General features: G+C 40.0%; 21 protein-coding genes. 11 read left to right on the top strand and 10 right to left on the bottom strand.

Going from position 1 to position 17,921, the window contains the following annotated elements; genetic code table 11:
* Positions 1 to 28: 28 nt before the first annotated feature.
* Together U9R83_RS17485 and U9R83_RS17480 are read right to left on the bottom strand one after the other, a co-directional pair.
* The gene (locus tag U9R83_RS17485) at positions 29 to 718 is read right to left on the bottom strand and encodes a YoaK family protein (RefSeq protein WP_140451225.1); all 690 of its coding nucleotides are present in this window, start codon (positions 716 to 718) and stop codon (positions 29 to 31) included.
* A 73-nt stretch (positions 719 to 791) separates the two neighbouring features.
* Entirely contained in the window at positions 792 to 1,292 is a 501-nt protein-coding gene (locus U9R83_RS17480) for a GNAT family N-acetyltransferase (protein ID WP_014458991.1), read from the bottom strand.
* 115 nt (positions 1,293 to 1,407) lie between these two features.
* On the opposite strand from U9R83_RS17480, the gene U9R83_RS17475 reads away from it, so the two are divergent.
* The 5 genes from U9R83_RS17475 (at position 1,408) to U9R83_RS17455 (ending at position 6,051) form a co-directional block, all read left to right on the top strand.
* Positions 1,408 to 2,337 (top strand): hypothetical protein, encoded by a 930-nt coding sequence (locus tag U9R83_RS17475; RefSeq protein ID WP_243549650.1) that lies wholly within the window; start codon positions 1,408 to 1,410, stop codon positions 2,335 to 2,337.
* A 104-nt stretch (positions 2,338 to 2,441) separates the two neighbouring features.
* Positions 2,442 to 3,071: a CPBP family intramembrane glutamic endopeptidase gene (locus U9R83_RS17470; protein WP_243549648.1), complete on the top strand. Its 630-nt coding sequence runs from the start codon at positions 2,442 to 2,444 to the stop codon at positions 3,069 to 3,071.
* Positions 3,072 to 3,296: 225 nt separating this feature from the next.
* Entirely contained in the window at positions 3,297 to 3,992 is a 696-nt protein-coding gene (locus U9R83_RS17465) for a FadR/GntR family transcriptional regulator (RefSeq protein WP_013058211.1), read from the top strand.
* Positions 3,993 to 4,271: 279 nt separating this feature from the next.
* Entirely contained in the window at positions 4,272 to 5,831 is a 1,560-nt protein-coding gene (locus tag U9R83_RS17460; RefSeq protein ID WP_140451229.1) for a sodium:solute symporter family protein, read from the top strand.
* The gene (locus U9R83_RS17455; RefSeq protein ID WP_050690391.1) at positions 5,806 to 6,051 is read left to right on the top strand and encodes a hypothetical protein; all 246 of its coding nucleotides are present in this window, start codon (positions 5,806 to 5,808) and stop codon (positions 6,049 to 6,051) included. The genes U9R83_RS17460 and U9R83_RS17455 overlap by 26 nt, the downstream gene beginning before the upstream one ends.
* Positions 6,052 to 6,109: 58 nt before the next feature.
* Here the strand turns inward: U9R83_RS17455 and U9R83_RS17450 are convergent, their stop codons facing one another.
* Complete coding sequence (locus U9R83_RS17450) at positions 6,110 to 6,580, bottom strand: hypothetical protein (protein WP_140451230.1); 471 nt, start codon at positions 6,578 to 6,580, stop codon at positions 6,110 to 6,112.
* Positions 6,581 to 6,654: 74 nt separating this feature from the next.
* The gene (locus tag U9R83_RS17445; RefSeq protein WP_140451231.1) at positions 6,655 to 7,785 is read right to left on the bottom strand and encodes a GerAB/ArcD/ProY family transporter; all 1,131 of its coding nucleotides are present in this window, start codon (positions 7,783 to 7,785) and stop codon (positions 6,655 to 6,657) included.
* 327 nt (positions 7,786 to 8,112) lie between these two features.
* On the opposite strand from U9R83_RS17445, the gene U9R83_RS17440 reads away from it, so the two are divergent.
* From U9R83_RS17440 to U9R83_RS17430, 3 genes are all read left to right on the top strand, one after another.
* Positions 8,113 to 8,595 (top strand): GNAT family N-acetyltransferase, encoded by a 483-nt coding sequence (locus U9R83_RS17440; RefSeq protein WP_140451232.1) that lies wholly within the window; start codon positions 8,113 to 8,115, stop codon positions 8,593 to 8,595.
* A gap of 2 nt (positions 8,596 to 8,597) precedes the next feature.
* Positions 8,598 to 9,677 (top strand): DNA alkylation repair protein, encoded by a 1,080-nt coding sequence (locus U9R83_RS17435; protein WP_140451233.1) that lies wholly within the window; start codon positions 8,598 to 8,600, stop codon positions 9,675 to 9,677.
* Positions 9,678 to 10,067: 390 nt separating this feature from the next.
* Positions 10,068 to 11,723, top strand: coding sequence for a M14 family metallopeptidase (locus tag U9R83_RS17430; RefSeq protein ID WP_140451234.1), 1,656 nt, complete (start codon positions 10,068 to 10,070; stop codon positions 11,721 to 11,723).
* Between the two features lie 22 nt (positions 11,724 to 11,745).
* Here the strand turns inward: U9R83_RS17430 and U9R83_RS17425 are convergent, their stop codons facing one another.
* Positions 11,746 to 11,901 carry a hypothetical protein gene (locus U9R83_RS17425; RefSeq protein WP_014459014.1) on the bottom strand — a complete coding sequence of 52 codons (156 nt, stop codon included), beginning with the start codon at positions 11,899 to 11,901 and terminating at the stop codon, positions 11,746 to 11,748.
* Positions 11,902 to 11,982: 81 nt separating this feature from the next.
* Positions 11,983 to 12,321: a general stress protein gene (locus tag U9R83_RS17420; protein WP_140451235.1), complete on the bottom strand. Its 339-nt coding sequence runs from the start codon at positions 12,319 to 12,321 to the stop codon at positions 11,983 to 11,985.
* A gap of 222 nt (positions 12,322 to 12,543) precedes the next feature.
* Here U9R83_RS17420 and U9R83_RS17415 point away from each other — a divergent pair, with 222 nt between their 5' ends.
* Positions 12,544 to 13,413, top strand: coding sequence for an SDR family oxidoreductase (locus U9R83_RS17415; protein ID WP_013058194.1), 870 nt, complete (start codon positions 12,544 to 12,546; stop codon positions 13,411 to 13,413).
* Positions 13,414 to 13,444: 31 nt separating this feature from the next.
* Entirely contained in the window at positions 13,445 to 13,669 is a 225-nt protein-coding gene (locus U9R83_RS17410; RefSeq protein WP_014459016.1) for a hypothetical protein, read from the top strand.
* Positions 13,670 to 13,720: 51 nt separating this feature from the next.
* On the opposite strand, the gene U9R83_RS17405 is transcribed toward U9R83_RS17410, so the two are convergent.
* Positions 13,721 to 14,578, bottom strand: a complete 858-nt coding sequence (locus U9R83_RS17405; RefSeq protein WP_042991999.1) for an STAS domain-containing protein — start codon at positions 14,576 to 14,578, stop codon at positions 13,721 to 13,723.
* A 169-nt stretch (positions 14,579 to 14,747) separates the two neighbouring features.
* Here U9R83_RS17405 and U9R83_RS17400 point away from each other — a divergent pair, with 169 nt between their 5' ends.
* Positions 14,748 to 15,689: a magnesium transporter CorA family protein gene (locus U9R83_RS17400; RefSeq protein ID WP_140451236.1), complete on the top strand. Its 942-nt coding sequence runs from the start codon at positions 14,748 to 14,750 to the stop codon at positions 15,687 to 15,689.
* Positions 15,690 to 15,861: 172 nt separating this feature from the next.
* Here U9R83_RS17400 and U9R83_RS17395 read toward each other — a convergent pair whose 3' ends face one another.
* The 3 genes from U9R83_RS17395 to U9R83_RS17385 all read right to left on the bottom strand — a co-directional run bounded on the left by U9R83_RS17395 (position 15,862) and on the right by U9R83_RS17385 (position 17,830).
* Entirely contained in the window at positions 15,862 to 16,158 is a 297-nt protein-coding gene (locus tag U9R83_RS17395) for a hypothetical protein (RefSeq protein WP_176343689.1), read from the bottom strand.
* A gap of 24 nt (positions 16,159 to 16,182) precedes the next feature.
* Positions 16,183 to 16,485, bottom strand: coding sequence for a hypothetical protein (locus tag U9R83_RS17390; protein ID WP_115654515.1), 303 nt, complete (start codon positions 16,483 to 16,485; stop codon positions 16,183 to 16,185).
* A 133-nt stretch (positions 16,486 to 16,618) separates the two neighbouring features.
* On the bottom strand, positions 16,619 to 17,830 hold the full coding sequence (locus U9R83_RS17385; RefSeq protein ID WP_140451238.1) for an AGE family epimerase/isomerase: 1,212 nt from the start codon (positions 17,828 to 17,830) through the stop codon (positions 16,619 to 16,621).
* Positions 17,831 to 17,921: the final 91 nt, after the last annotated feature.

The raw sequence follows: 17,921 nt of genomic DNA, 5'->3' as shown, positions 1-17,921 counted from the left end.
CGTTTCTTTATCGAAACGGGTTTTTTTATTATTTGTTTTCTGAAGCAGAACGAAACTTCGTGCTGACAAAAATGATAATGGCTAATAGAATCACAATTGGCAGCCAAATAATTTCAAATTTATAAGCAGGCTCTGCAAGTGCAGCGATAACAGCGCCAAAGCAGTAAAATACAAGAGACAGCGCGCGAAGAATCGCATCGGTTGTAAACGTTTTGCGGTAGCGAGGGCTGCGCAAACGTGCCGTTACGTCTTCAAAGAAATTAGCAAGCGTCCCTGTTAATACAGTTGTTGAAATTCCGGCTACGCCAAGCTTTCGAGCAGCCGTTGTTTGAAGTCCCATTGCTGAGCTTAATAAGAAAATAAATAAGTAAGTTAAGTGTAAAGAAGGAGAAAACGAAGATAAAAGTGCAAAAACAAGTAAAATCAATCCTTCTATTCCAAGGGCAATCGTTACGGCTTTAGGCCAAAATGTTTTTTCTTTGTTTCCAACTAGGATTGCAGCGCCTACAACTCCTACAATAAAACCTCCTAAAGCTGTCAGGGAATGAAAAACAGTTGTTTCAAGCGAGTTTCCGATTGCTAACCCGAGCAGCACGATGTTTCCCGTCATATTCGCGGTAAAGATATGGCCAAGGCTTAAGTAGCCAATCACATCAACAATACCTGCTGTTACGCAAAGAACGAGTAAAATAATGTTTCGATAAGTAGAATTCGTCACGGTAAGTCATCCTTTCTTTTTATACCAACTAAACAGTTTACCGTGAAGAAAAAAATCTGTCCAGATAGTTGTCTTACAAATTTTTAAGCGTGTCCCACCCAAAAGCCACTTCAGAGAGAGATGTACCATCAATGATAACGTCAGCGCGATCGATTCTTTTCCCGCCAAGCGCTTCGTAAAATTGACAGGCGTCGTTTTGTTCAAAAGCCCATGTGAGCATCGTATGTATATGTTGGTTTGTCAATTCTTGCGCTATTTTATGCATGAGCGCTTTTCCAATTCCTTTTCGCTGATGCTCTGTGAGTAAATACATGGCATACAGTTCTCCGTTATAGGAAGGATGCTTGTTGGTTCTTTCTTTACCATAAGAAGCGAAGCCGACAATTTGACCGTTTTCTTCTGCAACGAAAACAGAATTTGATTCCAGCTGTTTTTTCCAGACGGCTTTTCGCTTTTCAGCGTTCAACGAATTTAAAAAAGAATCCGGAACAAGTCCTTTATAAGTCGATTTCCAGCTTTCTACGTGTACGTGGGCAATGCCCGCTTCATCACCAATTCTCCCTTGACGTATCATCTGCTCACCTCGTTTTTTTCTATATTTTAACATAAATTTAAAGGTGGCATCCCCGTTTTTCCGTTTTCTTTGTATATATATAGTAGCTATTTTACATAACAAAGGAGATGACGTAATGAGTAAATTATTATTAAAAGATCAGCCGTTACTTGTACTGCCGGCGCTTGCAGTTAAAGTAGGAGTGAACGGAGCGCTGTTTCTTCAGCAGCTTCACTACTGGCTTGAAAAAAGCGTAAACGTGCAGGACGGATATACGTGGGTATACAATACCAATCAGCAGTGGCTGCAGCAGTTTCCGTTTTGGTCGCTTTCAACGATTCAACGCATCATTTCAAAACTTGAAAAAGAAGGCTTGATTATAAAAGGGAAATACAACCGCTCTAAATTTAACAACACGGTCTGGTACCGAATTGATTATGAGCAATTAGAAAAGCTTATGCCAAGGGATGAATTTGAAGAGCTCGAAGATGTCAATTTGACAGAAGGGAATCGTCAAATTGAAGCAGCGGAGCCCGTCACAGTGAAGGCGTCATTAACAGAGACTACAGCAAAAAATACAAATCAAATAAAAAGAGAAGAAGACGCGCATGACGCTTACGTCCAAACGTTGGAAGCCGCTTTTATTGCTAGAAGAAATCGAGGGATGTATCCTTCAGCCAGTGATTTAAAGCACATGTACGAAGTCGCAAAAAGCGAAATACCAATAGAAACGGCGCTATCAGGACTGCATGAAGCATTCGATCACTACGTGCCTAAATACAGCGGTGATACCATTCGAGCATTTGCCTATATTAAACAGCATCTTTTTCATAAGCATTATGTAACATCGCAGCGAGCGCTAGCGAGTCAACAGGCTGAAAAGCCGATTTCCTACGCTAATAAAAAGCGCTTCATTCGCAAGGAAATGACGCCGGATTGGCTAAAAGAAAATGAAGAGCTAGAACCTCCAGCTCCTGCTTTTAAAGACGATGCTCACTTTGAAGAGGAAAAGAAAAAGCTTGCTGAAAGTCTTCGTGAGTTGGAGCAGGAATTAAAAAATAATTGAAAATACCCCCGGACTTTTATAAGATAAAAGATAGTAAACCTTTTGAATACGAAAGGTTTACTAGGTAAAAGAAAAGCGGCTTTTAAAGAAGGTGCGCCATAAACATGATAAAATTTTTGTTTTTGCTGTTCATGCCTACAATCTTTGTTTTTTTCGGTTTGTGGCTTATCCAAAATGTGTTGGTAACATTTGTTTGCTTTTACGGCTGGATGTTTATGATTTTATATGCGAATAATAAAATTAACTTTAAGGTAGCGCTTACAAAGAAATCTCTGTATGTGGGAACTCTCAGCGGAGTTCTATGTGCCGCTGCTATAATTGGAAGCAGCCTGCTTTTTTTTGGTAAAATCTTTCATGTAGAAGATATGCAAGCGGTTTTGCAAATATGGGGATTTAGCGGATGGGAAGTTACCGTTTTAGCCGTCATTTTGATTTTTATTAATCCTGTTTTAGAAGAAATGTATTGGCGGGTGTATATACAAAATAAAGTGAAAAAGCATGTTTCTGTACTTGCTTCAAGCGCTGTTACATCAAGCTTTTATACGCTTTATCACGTATTCATTATCCTTCCTGTTTTTGTATTTCCGTTTAATGTGATCTCGGTAATAGGCGTCTTTTCAGCAGGTATGATGTGGGCGTATATAAGAGAGCGATATGGTATCAAAGGGGCCATCATCAGCCATGCGTTAGCGGACGCGGCGATTATGATTGTATACGGATTATATGTAAGATAGTGGTATTATGTCAAAAAACCATGAATCGTTATTCATTTATAACTTGTTTTCATGGTATAATAACAATAATAGTAAAATTTTATCAACACATTTGAATTGAAATAATGTATACTTGTAATACAAAGATTGAAGCGTTTACATAAATCGGAATACACATAGTTAATCTGGGTCCGATGAAAACTAAAAAAAGAGAGAGAGATAATTACTTGGAGGAGGAATAGAAGTATGTTTGTACCTATTGAGCGTAAAAAAGTGTCTAGTCAAGTGCTTGATCAATTAAAAAAGATGATTAAAGAGAAAACGTTCCCGCCAGAGTCTCGTTTGCCGTCGGAACATGAACTGTCAAAAATGTTTGGAGTGAGCCGCGCACCGATCCGTGAAGCGCTAAGCGTTCTTTCTGCAAGCGGATTGATTGAATCACGACAAGGCGGAGGAAGCTACGTAAAGCGTGTAAACTTAGTGGGCATGCTTGATCCAATGACGTTTGAAATGGTTGAAGCAGATCAGGTTCTTGAATTAATTGAAATGCGTATTATCATTGAGTCGCAGGCAGCAAGCTTAGCCGCGCTGCGCCGCACAGATGAAGAACTGATTGAAATTAAAGAATCGTTAGAAGCATTTAAAAAGACGGTTCATAACAGTGAAGAAATTGGACATGAAGCGGACTATCGTTTTCACCATGATATCGTGAAAGCAGCTCATAATTCATTCCTTCTTCATGCCGTAGAAGATTTAGGTCATTTGTATCGAAAAGCGCTTGCTTATTCGTTAAATAAAAGCCAAAAAGAAAATCGTAAGCAAACGGATGCCGACCATGAGCGTATTTTTGAAGCAATTAAAAATGGAGAGCCAGAAGAAGCAGCAGAAGCGGTTCGTGATCACTTAGAGCACGTTCGCCAAAAAGTAATGGTATCTCAATAATAAAAAAACGACAGCCCGAGTGGTTGTCGTTTTTTTATTAATCAGACCATTCATGTGAGGAAATAGCACACGATGAAATCGAAAATTCATGCTTAAGCCGGTGCACATGTGCCGGCTTTTTTGTGTGTAAAAGGAGAAAATATCTAATTATACTCTTTAATAATCAGAAAATACAGTATTGTTAATAATTTTACGGCGTGGTATTTTATTAACAAATGTTACTTTTATTTACATTTAAATGTGAGTAAATATAACATTGAGAGGAAGGGGAGGGATAGGATGCTTTCATCAAGCGTCGGGTATTTTATTTTACTGATTTTTGGAGGAGGATTTACGGCCGTTACAATCATGATGCAGCGCCGTCAAGGAAAGGAAATGACGGCTGAGCAGTTTAGTACAGCCGGAAGAAATGTAGGCGTTGGACTGGCGAGTGCGTCCATTATCGCCGCGTGGACATGGGCCGCTACGTTAATGATGTCTTCTTCCACGGGCTATCAGTACGGAATTAGCGGACCGTATTGGTATGCAGCGGGAGCAAGCATCCAAATTTTGCTGTTTGCCATTGTCGCGATTAACCTGAAGAAAAAAGCACCGAACGCTCATACGTTTTTAGAATTTATTGCACAGCGTTTCGACGTGAAAAATCATCGTTTAATGCTTGGCTTTGCTCTTATGACAAATATTATTGTGACCGCCATGGTTATTTTAGGAGGAGCCATTGCTTTAAACTCTCTCACTGGGATGAATATTTTTGTTGCCGCTTTTTTAATTCCTCTTACGTTTACCATCTACACCATGATTGGCGGTTTAAAAGCCTCATTTGTTGCTGATTATTTTAACACCGTTTTTATTTTCATTATTTTATTTATTTTTGCTGCTGCCGTTTATTATAAGTTCGGCGTAACAAGCGTGTACGAAGGGTTGAAAAATCTGCCTCAATCACAGCATATGCTTACGATGGCATCGGTGCCGGGCCTTTTGTTTGGGATGATTAATATTATCGGGAACTTCGGTACGGTCTTTGTAGATCAAGCTTACTGGCAGCGTGCCATCGCAAGTAAAAACAGCGCTGCTTCAAAAGCGTATATTTACGGCGGAATTGCCTGGTTTTCGATTCCGTTTGCGGTTGCCACTTTCCTAGGTGTAAGTGCGGCTGGGCTTGGAATTGCTGTAGATTCACCAGATTCCATCGCGCCCGTTATGGCGTCACACGTGCTTGGAAATCTAGGTTCTATTTTGTTTTTAACGATGCTGTTTATGGCGGTGATGTCGACAGGAGCAGCTGAATTAACGGCGATTACGAATATTATCGTAACGGACATTTACCTGCGTTCTATCAATCCGAAAGCAAGCAGTAAAAAAATCTTAAGCACGTCGCGAAAAGTGACGCTTGGTTTTGGGCTTGCGATGGGTGTGTTTTCCATTTTACTGTTTTACTTAGGAATTAGCCTTGGATTTGTGTATATGGCCATGGGTATTTTCGTCAGCGGAGCCGTTATTCCCGTTACGCTTGGACTGATGTGGAAAAAAGCGACGAATACAGGTGCATTTTACGGCGCGCTTTTAGGAATGGTTGGCGGCGTTGTCGCATGGAACACGTCTGCTTACTTGATTAACGGTCACATTGATGTGGAAGCCCTTGGCGGACTGTATCCAATGCTTATTGGAAATTCTACCGTTTTTATCATCAGTGGTGTCATATCAATTGGACACGGCTTGCTTGCTAAAAAAGAATTTGACTTTGATGAACTAAAAGACAAATTTAAAAGTTTTGATGAACATGGAGATGAACCATTAAGGGAGGAAGTGGCGTATGGATCCACAACAACAGTTAAATAAAGACGCAAAGCTTTGTACGCGCTGGGCGCTGGGACTTACATTCTTATTTGTCCTCTTGTTTCCAGGTGTGATGTTTTTAACGGGCTATCAATATACGCTTTCCTTTTTTAAAGGCTGGACGTATCTGGCGTTTGGCTGGCTGATTATCGCAGGGATTTGTATTATTGTGGGGCCTGTGGTGGAGTTTGTGAGGGAGAAGAAGGATAGTGCTTTAAAATAATAGATTTCATCAAAGAACAGCTTTTCTTTTGCAGAAAAGCTGTTCTTTCATTGATTACTTATATTGGTCTAGAATTCCTCTCCAACTTACACACCCACCGGTAATACTGCACCACCATCCAAAACAGCAGCGGATTTAGCAGAAGCGAATACCACCACGTCCACCATCCGTAGTGAAAATAACCCCATGGAGCAGGGAGAAGGGCCACTACTTCATAAAGTAAAACAGCAACCGACCAAAGTAAAATATAGGCGGCTTTTTTTGTGATTTTCCCGGCAAAAGGATAGTAGGTAAGAAAAAGCATGTTTACAGGCGGAATGAGAACAGTATAGGCAAAAATACCTTGCCAGTCTGTCTCTTGTGTAAAATACCAGTAGCCGTGAAATTTGAAATTAATGAAGACGTCAAAGATATGCTGAGCAGCAATGGTGAACATCCAAATGTGTACAATTTGATTTGCTGTGAAGCGCTTGTTTGTTTTAAAAGCAAGAATATTAAATATTAAAATAGAAAGAATTAATCCAATCATATTGGTTCTCCTTTTGGCTTCTTGACTATATTGTATAATTTTAGGAGATTAAATCCAATAGAGAAATGGACATACTATGAATTTTCTGCGGTATTTTTCACAGGGACGGACTGTGTTTTTTTTCGATTTCTTAAAAATGCGATCACGAGTAAAAGAGCAGGAATGACAATTTGAAACGGAAGGTGTAAAGTGAACGGAATGATTTTTAACCCTTCATATACGTGTTCGAAATAGTTTTGAGCAAGGGACAATGAATAAAACAAAACGACTAAGCCAATTGGAAATACAAGCGGTGACGGGTTTTTAAGCTCAAACACGTGGGACAGGCCCAGCACAGTGGCGTAGAAAAACAGACCTATTTTAAAGAAGCCGCCAGTGATTAAAGCCACCATAAAAAACACATCAAGCCGTTCTAAAAAACCTGCGAATTGAATGCTTTGAACAGTGCTTAAAAGCGGAAAAGCAGATCTCGATGTTAAGGTAACGCCCAGCACACCTATATTCACAATCATAGTAATCATAAGGTTAATGCCGTTTAACGTAATTGCGCTGAATACAATGAATGCGGTCTTTTTTACATTTTTTGTATGAGGAAAAATCATGGCAAATACAATGACTTCTCCAAAAGGAAAATACAGCGTCTGGCTGTAGGCAACCCTCAGCACTAAAGAAATACCGTTTTCAAGCATCGGCTTTAGGCTTGAAAAATCAAGAAGGCCAGAAACGAAGATAAGAATAAAGCCAGCGACGGCGAGTACATAAATGAAGAAAAACAGCAGTTCCGCCGAACGTGCCATCACTTCAATTCCTTGGCGAACCGTATAGATAATTCCGAGCATCAGTAAAGCGTTCACTATAAACAGCGGCGTGTCAGGATATACAAAAGTAAGAAGCATCGCGCCGAAATCGCGCAGTACCCGCGCGGCTCCGTTAGCAAAATATAATACGTAAAGAAAAGCCAGTACGCGTCCCGGCACTTTTCCAATAATTTTTTCAATGTACTCCGTCAGAGCTAAATCTGGATAATAGCGGTGCAAGCGATAATAAATAAAAATGAGTGCATAGCTGCTGATCATACCAACTAAAATGGCAATCCAAGCATCTTGCTTAGCGTCCATCGCTAAGCCGACTAAAAAGGCGCTGCCAATCTCAAAGAGCGTAATTAACACAAACAGTTGCCATCCGCTAATTCGAGCATTTTCCACTGACTACTCGCCCCCTTTTCTACAGCTAGTATGCGCTTGTTAATATGGAGCATATGCATCATGTAAGTAAAGAGTTGGCAAATAAAAAGGGGTATTTTGTTAAAAAACAGATATGTTAACCGAAGAGATAAAAGAGAAGGACGTAAAAGGAGAGAGCGTGTTGGATTTATTTGCAGTCCGCTTATTTACATAGTGGGAAGACGCTATCGAAAAAAACCTTCCGTTACTAAAAAAATATCATACTAACGAAAAAAGCCTTTTCTCTATAAAAGGCTTTTTTCTATGGCGAACATTTGTGCTATGATAGAAAAGCAAGGAGGATACAGCATGAAAGAAAAACAACAGTTTATCATACATACGAATAAAGAAAAACTTGATATAGATGTCATCTACTCGTACCTTCATCATGAATCGTACTGGGCAAAAGGAATTCCGCTTCACCTTGTTCAAACATCTATTGAACACTCCGTTTGTTTTGGCGTGTATGATGAGTGCGATAAACAAGTAGGGTTTGGACGAATTATTTCAGATTTTGCGACGTTTGCTTATTTGGCGGATGTGTTTATTCTTCCGCACGCGCGAGGCAACGGGCTTGGAAAGGCGCTGGTACAAGAGATGATTCGCTATGAGCCGATTCAACACGTACGAAAAATTTTATTGGCAACAAAAGATGCTCACGGTTTGTACAGTCAGTACGGATTCAAGGAAGTTAAAAATAAGCAGCTATTTATGCAAATTTTTAAAAAAGGGATGTACGAGCGGGCGATTTATTCAAAAGAAAATAAAATACTGCCTGGAAAAGAGGGATAAGTATGGCTGAAGAATTACGTAAAAGCGTATTTAATGAAGAATTGATTACGCACTTGAGCGACGCTTTTTCACGTGAAATGAGTTCATTTGATCAAAAAGCATTTCATGAGCTGGTTTTTCAACAGGACTGGGAAGACTTAGCGCTGAAAGAGCGCATGAGAAGAATTACGCTTTCCATGCATGAAGTGCTGCCGGCGGATTATGAAGAAGCGCTTCATATTCTCTATAAAGTGGCTCCAACAGTAGGAGGACTTCAAGGTACGATTTTTCCAGATTACGTTGAACTTTACGGATTGAATGCTTGGGAAGCTTCAATAAAAGCACTCGCTTTTTTTACGCCGTTTTCCACGTCAGAATTTGCGGTGCGTCCGTTTTTGATTCAAGATAAAAACCGAATGCTCCAGCAAATGATTGAATGGGCAGGGGATGAAAACCATCATATTCGAAGATTAGCAAGTGAAGGAAGCCGGCCTAGACTTCCATGGGGACAATCAGTACCTGCGTTAAAGCAAGATCCGAAGCAAACGCTGCCGATTTTAGAACAGTTAAAACGCGATGAATCGCTCTATGTCCGCAAAAGCGTAGCCAATCATTTAAATGATATTTCTTACATAGAAAAAGATTGGATGCTTGACGTGATGAAAAGATGGTACGGAAAAGACGTTAAAACGGACTGGATTGTTAAACATGCGTGCCGTTCACTTTTGAAAAAAGGAGAGCCTGAAGCTCTGTCTCTTTTTGGCTATGGAGATGATCCGGGCGTGAGTGTCACAGGGCTTAGCTTACAGCCGCATGTCATTACGATTGGTGATAGCATTAACTTTTCCTTTGAACTATCGGTAGAAAAAAACATGCCGCTTCGCATAGAGTACGGAGTTCATTACGTAAAAGCAAAAGGAAACCGCACTCAAAAAGTGTTTATGCTAAAAAATGTTCAAGCAAAAGCAGGCCAAACGCTGACAGTCACAAGAAAGCATGCGTTTAAAGATTTAAGCACAAGAAAACATTACAGCGGTACGCATACGCTGTCTGTTATTGTAAACGGAGTGGTAAAAGCAGAAGCGGATTTTGTGATAGAGTAAAAGCTTGGACAAAAGTATCTTAGTTAATTTTAAACGCGAACTATCGATCAAACATTGATTAATAGTTCGTGTTTTTTATTATCACGGTGAATGTAGGTTTTATGTATGCAGCTGCTTCTAGCAGTGGATTAGAGGGCGAGGCGAAGACTCCTGCGGGAAAAGCGGTTTAGATCATTTACCCTGATTGGTCGTCTTCATATTGAATTGATTCTGCTATGTCCCAATCTTTTTGTTATAAAACAGAATTCGTCTCCTACGTTAAAATAGTTAAAAAGGTTCATCTTCCTTATCTTGAAGTTATTTCCTTAAACGGTATAATTATTTATGTAACATTTTAAATATTTTAAAAATTTAAAATGTCTAACCAAAGGGATGGGGAGGAGTAAATGAATGAAAAAAACTGTAAAACGAACGGCCGTGCCGGCGATTTTGTCGATTGGATTATTGCTGTCGCCGCTTGCGGTACAAGCTGAGATGCCTTATTACGGAAAAGACTATAGTCAGCCGGAAAAAATTAAAGCGCTTTATCCGGAAATAAAGGTGAATGAAGCAACGCCGGCATTTATGAAAGGGCAAGACGCATTTACGACTCAAGAAGAAATGATGAGCTATGTCCAAAAGCTTGCTCATAAAAGCCCGTACGTAAAGCTGAAGATTATCGGTAAATCACAGCAAGGACGAGACATTCCGGCTCTATATTTTTCAAAGGAAAAGAAGTTTGCAGATGGAAAAACATCCAAAAAGCCAACGATTTGGCTTCAAAGTCAAATTCATGGTAATGAACCGGCAAGCGGTGAATCCGTACTCGCTGTGGCGACGCGTTTGACAGAAGACTTTGGAAAAGATGTGTTAAATAAAGTCAACATTGTCATTGTGCCGCGCATTAATCCAGACGGATCTTATGCATTTAAACGTCAGCTAGCAAATAATTTAGACGGAAACCGTGACTACATAAAGCTTGAAAGCCCTGAAGTGCAGAGCGTAAGAGCTGAATTTAACCGTTTTTCACCAGAAGTCGTCATTGACGCTCATGAATATACGCCGTACAGCAGCGGATTTAAAAATATCGGTAAAGAAGGCGTGTGGAAGTATCACGATATTTTACTGCAGTCCGGTCGGAACTTAAATATTCCGCAGCGCATTCGAGACATGTCTGATGAGCTGTTTGTGAACAGTACGCTTACAGCCATTGAAAAGCAAGGATATTCAGGAGAAGTATACTATACGTCTCAAGTGAATAAACAAGGACAGCTTGAAGTAGAAGAAGGCTCAGTTGAACCGCGAATTGGCCGAAACTCACTAGGCTTGTATCCATCGTTTTCGTTTTTAGTCGAAAGCAGAGGGATCGGTATTGGACGAGAAGATTTTCCGCGGCGAGTGAGTGCGCAAATTGCTACGCAAGAAAAGCTGATTACGCAAACAGCTGATCACGCCAAACAAATTAAAGCGCTGATTGCAAAAGAAAAAGCGGCGCTTGTCAAAAAAGGAAAAAATGCAAATGATCATGATCCAATTGTTGTGAACAGCGAAAATAAAAAAATACCAAACTCCACGTTAGAAATGGTTGATGTGGAAAGCGCGTCTGTTAAAGAAATTCCTGTGACGTACTACAGTGCAAAAGAAGCAGCTCCGACGCTTGTCCGCGAGCGTCCGACTGCTTATCTTTTAAAACCAGGACATGAAGAGTTAGCAGAAAAACTGCAGGGACAAGGAGTAAAAGGCTTCAAGTTAACGAAAGAAACGGCTCTTTCAGTAGAAGCGTATTCGGTCAGCAGCCGCATTGAAAATGAAGTCTACGAAAACAAACCAAATGTAGATGTGCAAACAATCGTCAAGTCGAAAACGGTGACGTTCCCAAAAGGAAGCTACGTCTTTTTAACGTCTCAGCCGCAAAACAATTTATTGTCTCTATCGCTTGAGCCGGAATCAGTGGACAGCTTCACAACGTTTGGGTATTTGCCTTCAGAGGTAGGACAAGAACTTGATGTTTACCGGTTTACGCGTTCCATTGAAAAATCGCCTTTGCAAAAAGAATCTCGTAAATAATGAAAAAGCGTGGAGCTTGGCTTCACGCTTTTTCATTGTGATCACGTGACTGCTGTCGGTTTTTTCTTCTTCTAGAAAAGAAATAAACAAAAAAGCCGGCTAATACGAGAAGTGTAATAAGAAGAATACTAGTAGGAAAGTAAAGAGAGCCTATCTGAATGCCCAAATAGTTTAACATTGTCATAACTTCCTTTCTTGATAAAAAATGGTTTATTTTACTAAATACCCTTATAAGCTGATAAAAAACGTTTCCGCTGTTTTAGTAGGGAATGTGTTGACTCTGTGCGCCAATAACCAGGATATGTCCTCGTTTCATTTCTTCTATATACTGATTTGCTTCTTGATTAGATAAGCCGAGTGAAGCCATCTTTGAAAAAAGCTCATCTTCTCTTGAAAGAAGCATATTGACCGCCGTTTCAAAAATTCCTTGCTCTGCCATTCTGTATTTTTTGGTGCGTGTTGCCTCCGTTAAATTCTGAGCCCACTCTTTATCATAGGCTAGCAGATAAATATCTTTGTTTGTAAATCCATTCTTTGAAAAAGAACGGATGACGCAGACTGCCTCTTCTTGGTTTTCTGCTACTTGAATGTGTTTCATACACCAACCAAACCTCCTGATAAAAAGATAGTTCCGACATACATCTTCTACTCATTCTGTAGCCCTTGTTTCCAACTTTAAACTTGTTTTCAATAAATTTTCTAAGATAGTAAAAAAGAATAGAAACATCATAAATTTTTAAAAAAGATGTTTGAACTTCAAAACGGAAGGCTAAACGTAGACTATACTAAAAAGTTCCATCAAAAATAGGAGGAGATTAAAATGAATTTACAAGATCAACAAACACAAGGTCAGCCCCAGCAAACGCAAGACCGCCAGCCGGGTATTGAAAGCGAGATGAATCCTCTCCCTATTTATGAGGATGATAATTATATTGGTACAGGAAAATTAAAAGGAAAAGTAGCGCTAGTTACCGGAGGAGACAGCGGAATTGGACGAGCAGTATCCATTGCTTATGCGAAAGAAGGAGCGGACGTAGCCATCGTTTACTTAAATGAACATAGCGACGCCGAGGAAACAAAAGCCCGCATTGAAGAAGAAGGTGTAAGATGCCTGCTGATTGCAGGAGACGTAGGAGACGAATCGTTCTGTAACGAAGCGGTAGAAAAAACGGTGAGTGAGCTTGGAAAGCTTGATATCCTTGTGAACAATGCCGGAGAGCAGCATCCAAAAGAAAGCATTAAGGAAATTACGAGTGAACAGCTTGAACGAACGTTCAAAACGAACTTTTATTCCTACTTTTATTTTACGAAAAAAGCGCTTGATTACTTAGGGAAAGGTAGTGCAATCATTAATACAACGTCGATTAATCCTTATCGCGGAAATCCTCAGCTCATTGATTATACGGCGACAAAAGGAGCGATCAACGGCTTTACGCGCAGCATGGCGCAAGCGCTTGTCAAAGACGGCATTCGCGTGAACGCCGTAGCGCCGGGACCAATCTGGACGCCGCTTATTCCGTCTACTTTCTCAGGCGATAAAGTAGGAGAATTCGGTACAGATACGCCGATGGGCAGACCCGGACATCCTGTGGAGCACGTAGGCTGCTACGTACTATTAGCATCCAATGATTCATCTTATATGACGGGTCAAACGCTTCATGTCAACGGCGGAGACTTTATGAACACATAATTGCTTCACCTATAATAAAGGAGGAGAAAAGATGGGAGAACGCGAGAAAAGATCTATTTCAAATACACCAAAAAAACGAGATGAAACGGAGCAGCGTGTAACAGATCAAGACGAAACGTTATTTGAGCGTTTTAAAGAAGAAGAAACGGTGGACCCTATGCCAATGGAAGACATAAGGCTTGAACAAAAAGAAGAGAAAAATAAAAAGAAAACGAAGGATGAATCGGGTTCTGAACGTATTCATCATAGAAAATAAAAGATAAAAAACAGCCTGAGAAGGCTGTTTTTGTCTTTATAAATCTACTTATTAATGAGTACTAGAAGCAATTACAATTTTTGAATCATCTTCTAATGCTTGAGCAAGATTCGATTTAATCCGTATACGGTCAAATTTTAGTCCAAGCTGCATCGCAGTAGTGGCCAATTCAGGGCGGATACCTGATAAAATCGATTTGACGCCGATTAAATCAAGTGCATCTATCAGCTGGAATAGCTCGTGTGCGACCATTGTATCAATCATCACAACGCCTGATAAATCAATATACAAATGAGCAATTTGCTTTTCTGCACACTGTTTTAACGTGCTTTCTAGAATCATTTTAGCTCTTGTCGTGTCAATATCACCAACTAATGGTAAAAGAGCCACGTCTTTTTTAATCACAATAACAGGTGAACTTAGTTCATGAATCATTTCCTGCTGAGAACGAAGACGACTTGACGCATAATTTTGAGCTTCTGTAATGAATTTTAAGATAATAATATCAAATACTCTTACTACTTTTTCGTTCCACTTATCGATATGCTGTTGAGTCACGTCATGATGAAGTTCTGCAAACTGACGAATATAATCACAATATTGTTTACGGACGTTCATAAACTCTTTAATAATACACTGAATGGGAGTTTGGAGATGGTGTTGATCTTTAGAAACTTTATTTAGCCACGTGTTAAAAGAGTCAAAAAAGCTCTTTTCTTCTTCTATAAAGATGTTGCTGATATATAAATGAAATTCATAGTTTTGCGCTTTTAACCGTTGAATGACATCAGGGTCATTAGAGATATAAACGCCTTCAGAAGATTTTCTGTCCAAAGATTCATACCATTCTTCGGTCATATTTGGTGCATTCTCTAGCAGATAAGAACGTAAAGCGATATCTTTCTTCACTATTATTCTCCTCTCAAACTGATGAAGCATCGCGCATACGCGCAGTGTATCTATTATTATAGCACTTTTGAAATAAAGATGTATATGAAATGTATGTTTATTTAATATGTGAGGTTTTAATTGATTGTATATAGGGAAAAATCCTAATAAAAGGGGAAAGAGGGAAAGTATGAATACCGTGACGAACGACGAATGGAAATGGTATCAGTTTGATGTAGAAGAAGCAGATGGAATAGCTGATGTCCTTAAAGACTATCAGTACCCACGAGATGAATGGTTTTGCCATCAGCTGCAAAAGAAAAACTCTAATCACATTCAAGTAGATGTAGTAGGAGAAAGTGAGCTGATTTATGGTTCACTCATTTATCATAAGAAGTCATTTGATCAAAGGGATTACGATTCGTTTCACTTTTATATTACCGAGGAGTTTATTATAACCGCGGGACTTGATTTAAAAATCCTCGAACAAACCAACCATGAACGAATGATTGAACGCATGAAGCAGTCTGCTAATACGGCGGAAAGTTTTTTTATTCTTTTAGGTGAAATTATGAAAAAGCACTTAAACGGGTTTGATCAGTTTGAAAGTCATTTCAGAGAGCTTCTTTGGGAAGTGCGCCATAATAATAACATCGACGTGTTAGATGAAATTCATAAAGCGCGCTATGACCTGCTTATATGGACAAATCTAATCAGTTCTGTTCGAGAAGTCACAATGGGAATCGAAGAAGCGTTTCATAAAAAAATTAACCAAACGATTCAATATCAGCGGATGTGCAAAAAAATCGAAATCGGCTTAACGCTAATTGAACAATATCAAAAAGAATTTGACGCGTTAATTAAATTAGAAGAAGTTGTGTCTACTCACAGAGGAAATGAGATTATGAAAGCTTTAACGCTTTTAACAGCAATTAGTACACCTTTAACCGCTTTTGGGGCCCTTTGGGGAATGAACTTCAAAGGGATGCCGGAGCTTGATTGGAAGTTTGGCTATATCTACGCGCTCATTTTAATTGTTCTTTCAACGGTTGCTCTTTATCTCTATTTAAAAATGAAAGGCTGGACGGGAGATCTGTTAAAAGGAAGAAAAAAGAATTCATTTTTTAAATAAGCTTTAATAAAAGAGGGTGAGACATAACTAAATGAATCCAACCTAAAGGCGAACAAAGGAGATCAAACTATATTCACCATCACAAAAAACGAACCACTCATCAAACATGTTGATTAATGGTTCGTTTTTCACTTGGGCTAAAATATTTTTGTCCCAGCCTCTTTGTTGTTTGTTATCCGCGCCTCCACGTCGTAGGCTCACCTGAACGAAGGCACCTTGGAAATAAATCGTTTTCTTTTAACTTTACTTGATTGCCGTTTTCGTCGGTATAGCGACCGGTTTGCGGAACCAATTCTCCGGTTGAAAAGGCGTCATCTACAGGCTTCCACGTCGTGGATTCACGTGTGTGTGGACACGGTGTAAAAAGGTCATCTTTTTGAAAAATCTTAATTTCGCCTTCAGCGCAAATGTAAGCACCGGATTCTGGTACAGCTTCACTCGTTCGATAAATGTTCTGTACAGTTTTCACACGTATCCAACCTTTCGTTTTCTATTAGTTGTATTTTAGTGTCCCTGTCGTGGCATCCATGTACGTGCGGTCTTCTATGATATCCGAGTCGTCTAGCTTTCTAAAAGGTGCGCAGTAGCAGACAACACCCGTCTCGATTTCAATTTCTTGAAATCCGTACGCACGGCAAAGGTACTCACCAACATCCGCCGGAGCTGGATGCGTATCCAGCTCATCTAACGCTTCATTAAACATCTCTAAAAATTCTTTTTTCGAAAACTTCTTTTCATGATGCAGTGTCACTGGGTCTCCAGAATCTGTTCCTTGTGCTAACGCGTAAAAATACATCGTCCTCACTCCTTGCATATATATAGTCGAGATTTTTCTGAATTGTAGAAACATTGATTGTTAATAAGTAAATTCCCTTAAATAAAAAAAATAAACGCATCTGGAAGAAAACGGTTTCTTTGTTATTATGATCTTAACGAGAATTCAGCGCAATCAGCGTTTGATAGCAGGCTGCAACAGGGTGATAATCGGCTTTAGGCGCGGGGCTTTTTTTCGAGCTGTAGCGTTCATTTTGCTGATTTAACAGCTGATACCAGCCTCCATATGTGTGATCAATAAAGTGTTTCTGACAGTAGGAGAACAGGGCGTCGTAAGCTTTCCAATACCCGCTGTCTTCGGTTTTTACCCCGAGCAGTGAAGCCGCAGAAATGGCTTCGGCCATCACCCAGTAGTTTTTATCCGGGTCAATGACCTCTTCTTGAGGGGACAGCGCAAAGTAAAGACCTCCGTACTTAGCATCCCAGCCTCCGTTCCAGCCCTTATCAAACAAATACTTTGCACGTTCTGTCATCCAGTTTTCCGAACGGTGCCGATCAAGCCATAAAAGCAGCTTGCTCCATTCAAACTGATGTCCTGGTATAAAGCCGTACGGACGAAATTCATCTTTTGTATTGTTTTTATTGTAGTCCCAATCCGGCTGCCAGTCTGTATCATAATGCTCCCAAATCATGCCTCCAGATCGTTCAGCAAGCTGCTGAGTAACGCCTTTTGCAAGCGTGTACGCTCGGTCTAAGTATTTTTTATCTCTTGTTGCTTCAAAGGCAGAAAGCATCGCTTCACACATATGCATGTTTGCATTTTGGCCCCGATAGAAAGAAGCAGCTGACCACGATGCGTCCCATTCGTCTCGGTAAAAGCCGTGCGCATCTTCCCAAAAGTACTTTTCCATCACGCTATATACCTGTTCAATGGTTTCTTTTGCTTCTTGAATGCCGGCTTGATATGCGATGGAAGAAGCTAAAAGCGTAAAAGCGTGGCCATATGCTTGTTTAGAATCATCTTTTACTTCGCCGTCATCGGCTATTTCAAAAAAATACCCGCCGTGCTCTCTATCATAATGGTTGTTTTGTAGAAAACGAATGCCGTGCTGAGCTGCTTCTTTGCACCAATCCGGTCCGTCTAAAAGAGCCCCTACACTGAAGATATAAATAAAGCGCGCCGTACTTACTAAGTGCTTTGAATGCGTATTGTTGACGGTGCCGTCGTCGTAGTATTCATGGATGTACCCGCCGTTTTTCTTGTCAATACAAGCAGGATAGTAGAAATGAAGCGTATCAAAAATATGCTGTTTTAATGTATGAGGTTCTCGAAACGCAGTTGAGGAAAAACCCGTTGCCATGTTCATTTTATCACCATCTCAATCTTTGTTTTTAGTTGTTTTTACCCTAAGCAGTTGGGCGTAAACGTAAGGGTTTTTTTGCTGTTTTTGCGCTATT

Source organism: Priestia sp. LL-8 (assembly GCF_036227845.1).
Taxonomy (GTDB): Bacteria; Bacillota; Bacilli; order Bacillales; family Bacillaceae_H; genus Priestia; species Priestia zanthoxyli.
Note: the sequence above shows the minus strand (reverse complement) of the source record. Positions and strands in the feature narration are given on the sequence as shown.

Excerpts from the sequence above, each read along its gene's own strand:
- U9R83_RS17385 (WP_140451238.1), bottom strand. The coding sequence starts at position 17,830 with ATGAACATGGCAACGGGTTTTTCCTCAACTGCGTTTCGAGAACCTCAT.
- U9R83_RS17480 (WP_014458991.1), bottom strand. The coding sequence starts at position 1,292 with ATGATACGTCAAGGGAGAATTGGTGATGAAGCGGGCATTGCCCACGTA.
- U9R83_RS17455 (WP_050690391.1), top strand. The coding sequence starts at position 5,806 with ATGGATCCACAACAACAGTTAAATAAAGACGCAAAGCTTTGTACGCGC.
- U9R83_RS17430 (WP_140451234.1), top strand. The coding sequence starts at position 10,068 with ATGAAAAAAACTGTAAAACGAACGGCCGTGCCGGCGATTTTGTCGATT.
- U9R83_RS17440 (WP_140451232.1), top strand. The coding sequence starts at position 8,113 with ATGAAAGAAAAACAACAGTTTATCATACATACGAATAAAGAAAAACTT.
- U9R83_RS17450 (WP_140451230.1), bottom strand. The coding sequence starts at position 6,580 with ATGATTGGATTAATTCTTTCTATTTTAATATTTAATATTCTTGCTTTT.
- U9R83_RS17435 (WP_140451233.1), top strand. The coding sequence starts at position 8,598 with ATGGCTGAAGAATTACGTAAAAGCGTATTTAATGAAGAATTGATTACG.
- U9R83_RS17475 (WP_243549650.1), top strand. The coding sequence starts at position 1,408 with ATGAGTAAATTATTATTAAAAGATCAGCCGTTACTTGTACTGCCGGCG.
- U9R83_RS17465 (WP_013058211.1), top strand. The coding sequence starts at position 3,297 with ATGTTTGTACCTATTGAGCGTAAAAAAGTGTCTAGTCAAGTGCTTGAT.
- U9R83_RS17400 (WP_140451236.1), top strand. The coding sequence starts at position 14,748 with ATGAATACCGTGACGAACGACGAATGGAAATGGTATCAGTTTGATGTA.
- U9R83_RS17415 (WP_013058194.1), top strand. The coding sequence starts at position 12,544 with ATGAATTTACAAGATCAACAAACACAAGGTCAGCCCCAGCAAACGCAA.
- U9R83_RS17460 (WP_140451229.1), top strand. The coding sequence starts at position 4,272 with ATGCTTTCATCAAGCGTCGGGTATTTTATTTTACTGATTTTTGGAGGA.
- U9R83_RS17420 (WP_140451235.1), bottom strand. The coding sequence starts at position 12,321 with ATGAAACACATTCAAGTAGCAGAAAACCAAGAAGAGGCAGTCTGCGTC.
- U9R83_RS17470 (WP_243549648.1), top strand. The coding sequence starts at position 2,442 with ATGATAAAATTTTTGTTTTTGCTGTTCATGCCTACAATCTTTGTTTTT.
- U9R83_RS17390 (WP_115654515.1), bottom strand. The coding sequence starts at position 16,485 with ATGTATTTTTACGCGTTAGCACAAGGAACAGATTCTGGAGACCCAGTG.
- U9R83_RS17425 (WP_014459014.1), bottom strand. The coding sequence starts at position 11,901 with ATGTTAAACTATTTGGGCATTCAGATAGGCTCTCTTTACTTTCCTACT.
- U9R83_RS17410 (WP_014459016.1), top strand. The coding sequence starts at position 13,445 with ATGGGAGAACGCGAGAAAAGATCTATTTCAAATACACCAAAAAAACGA.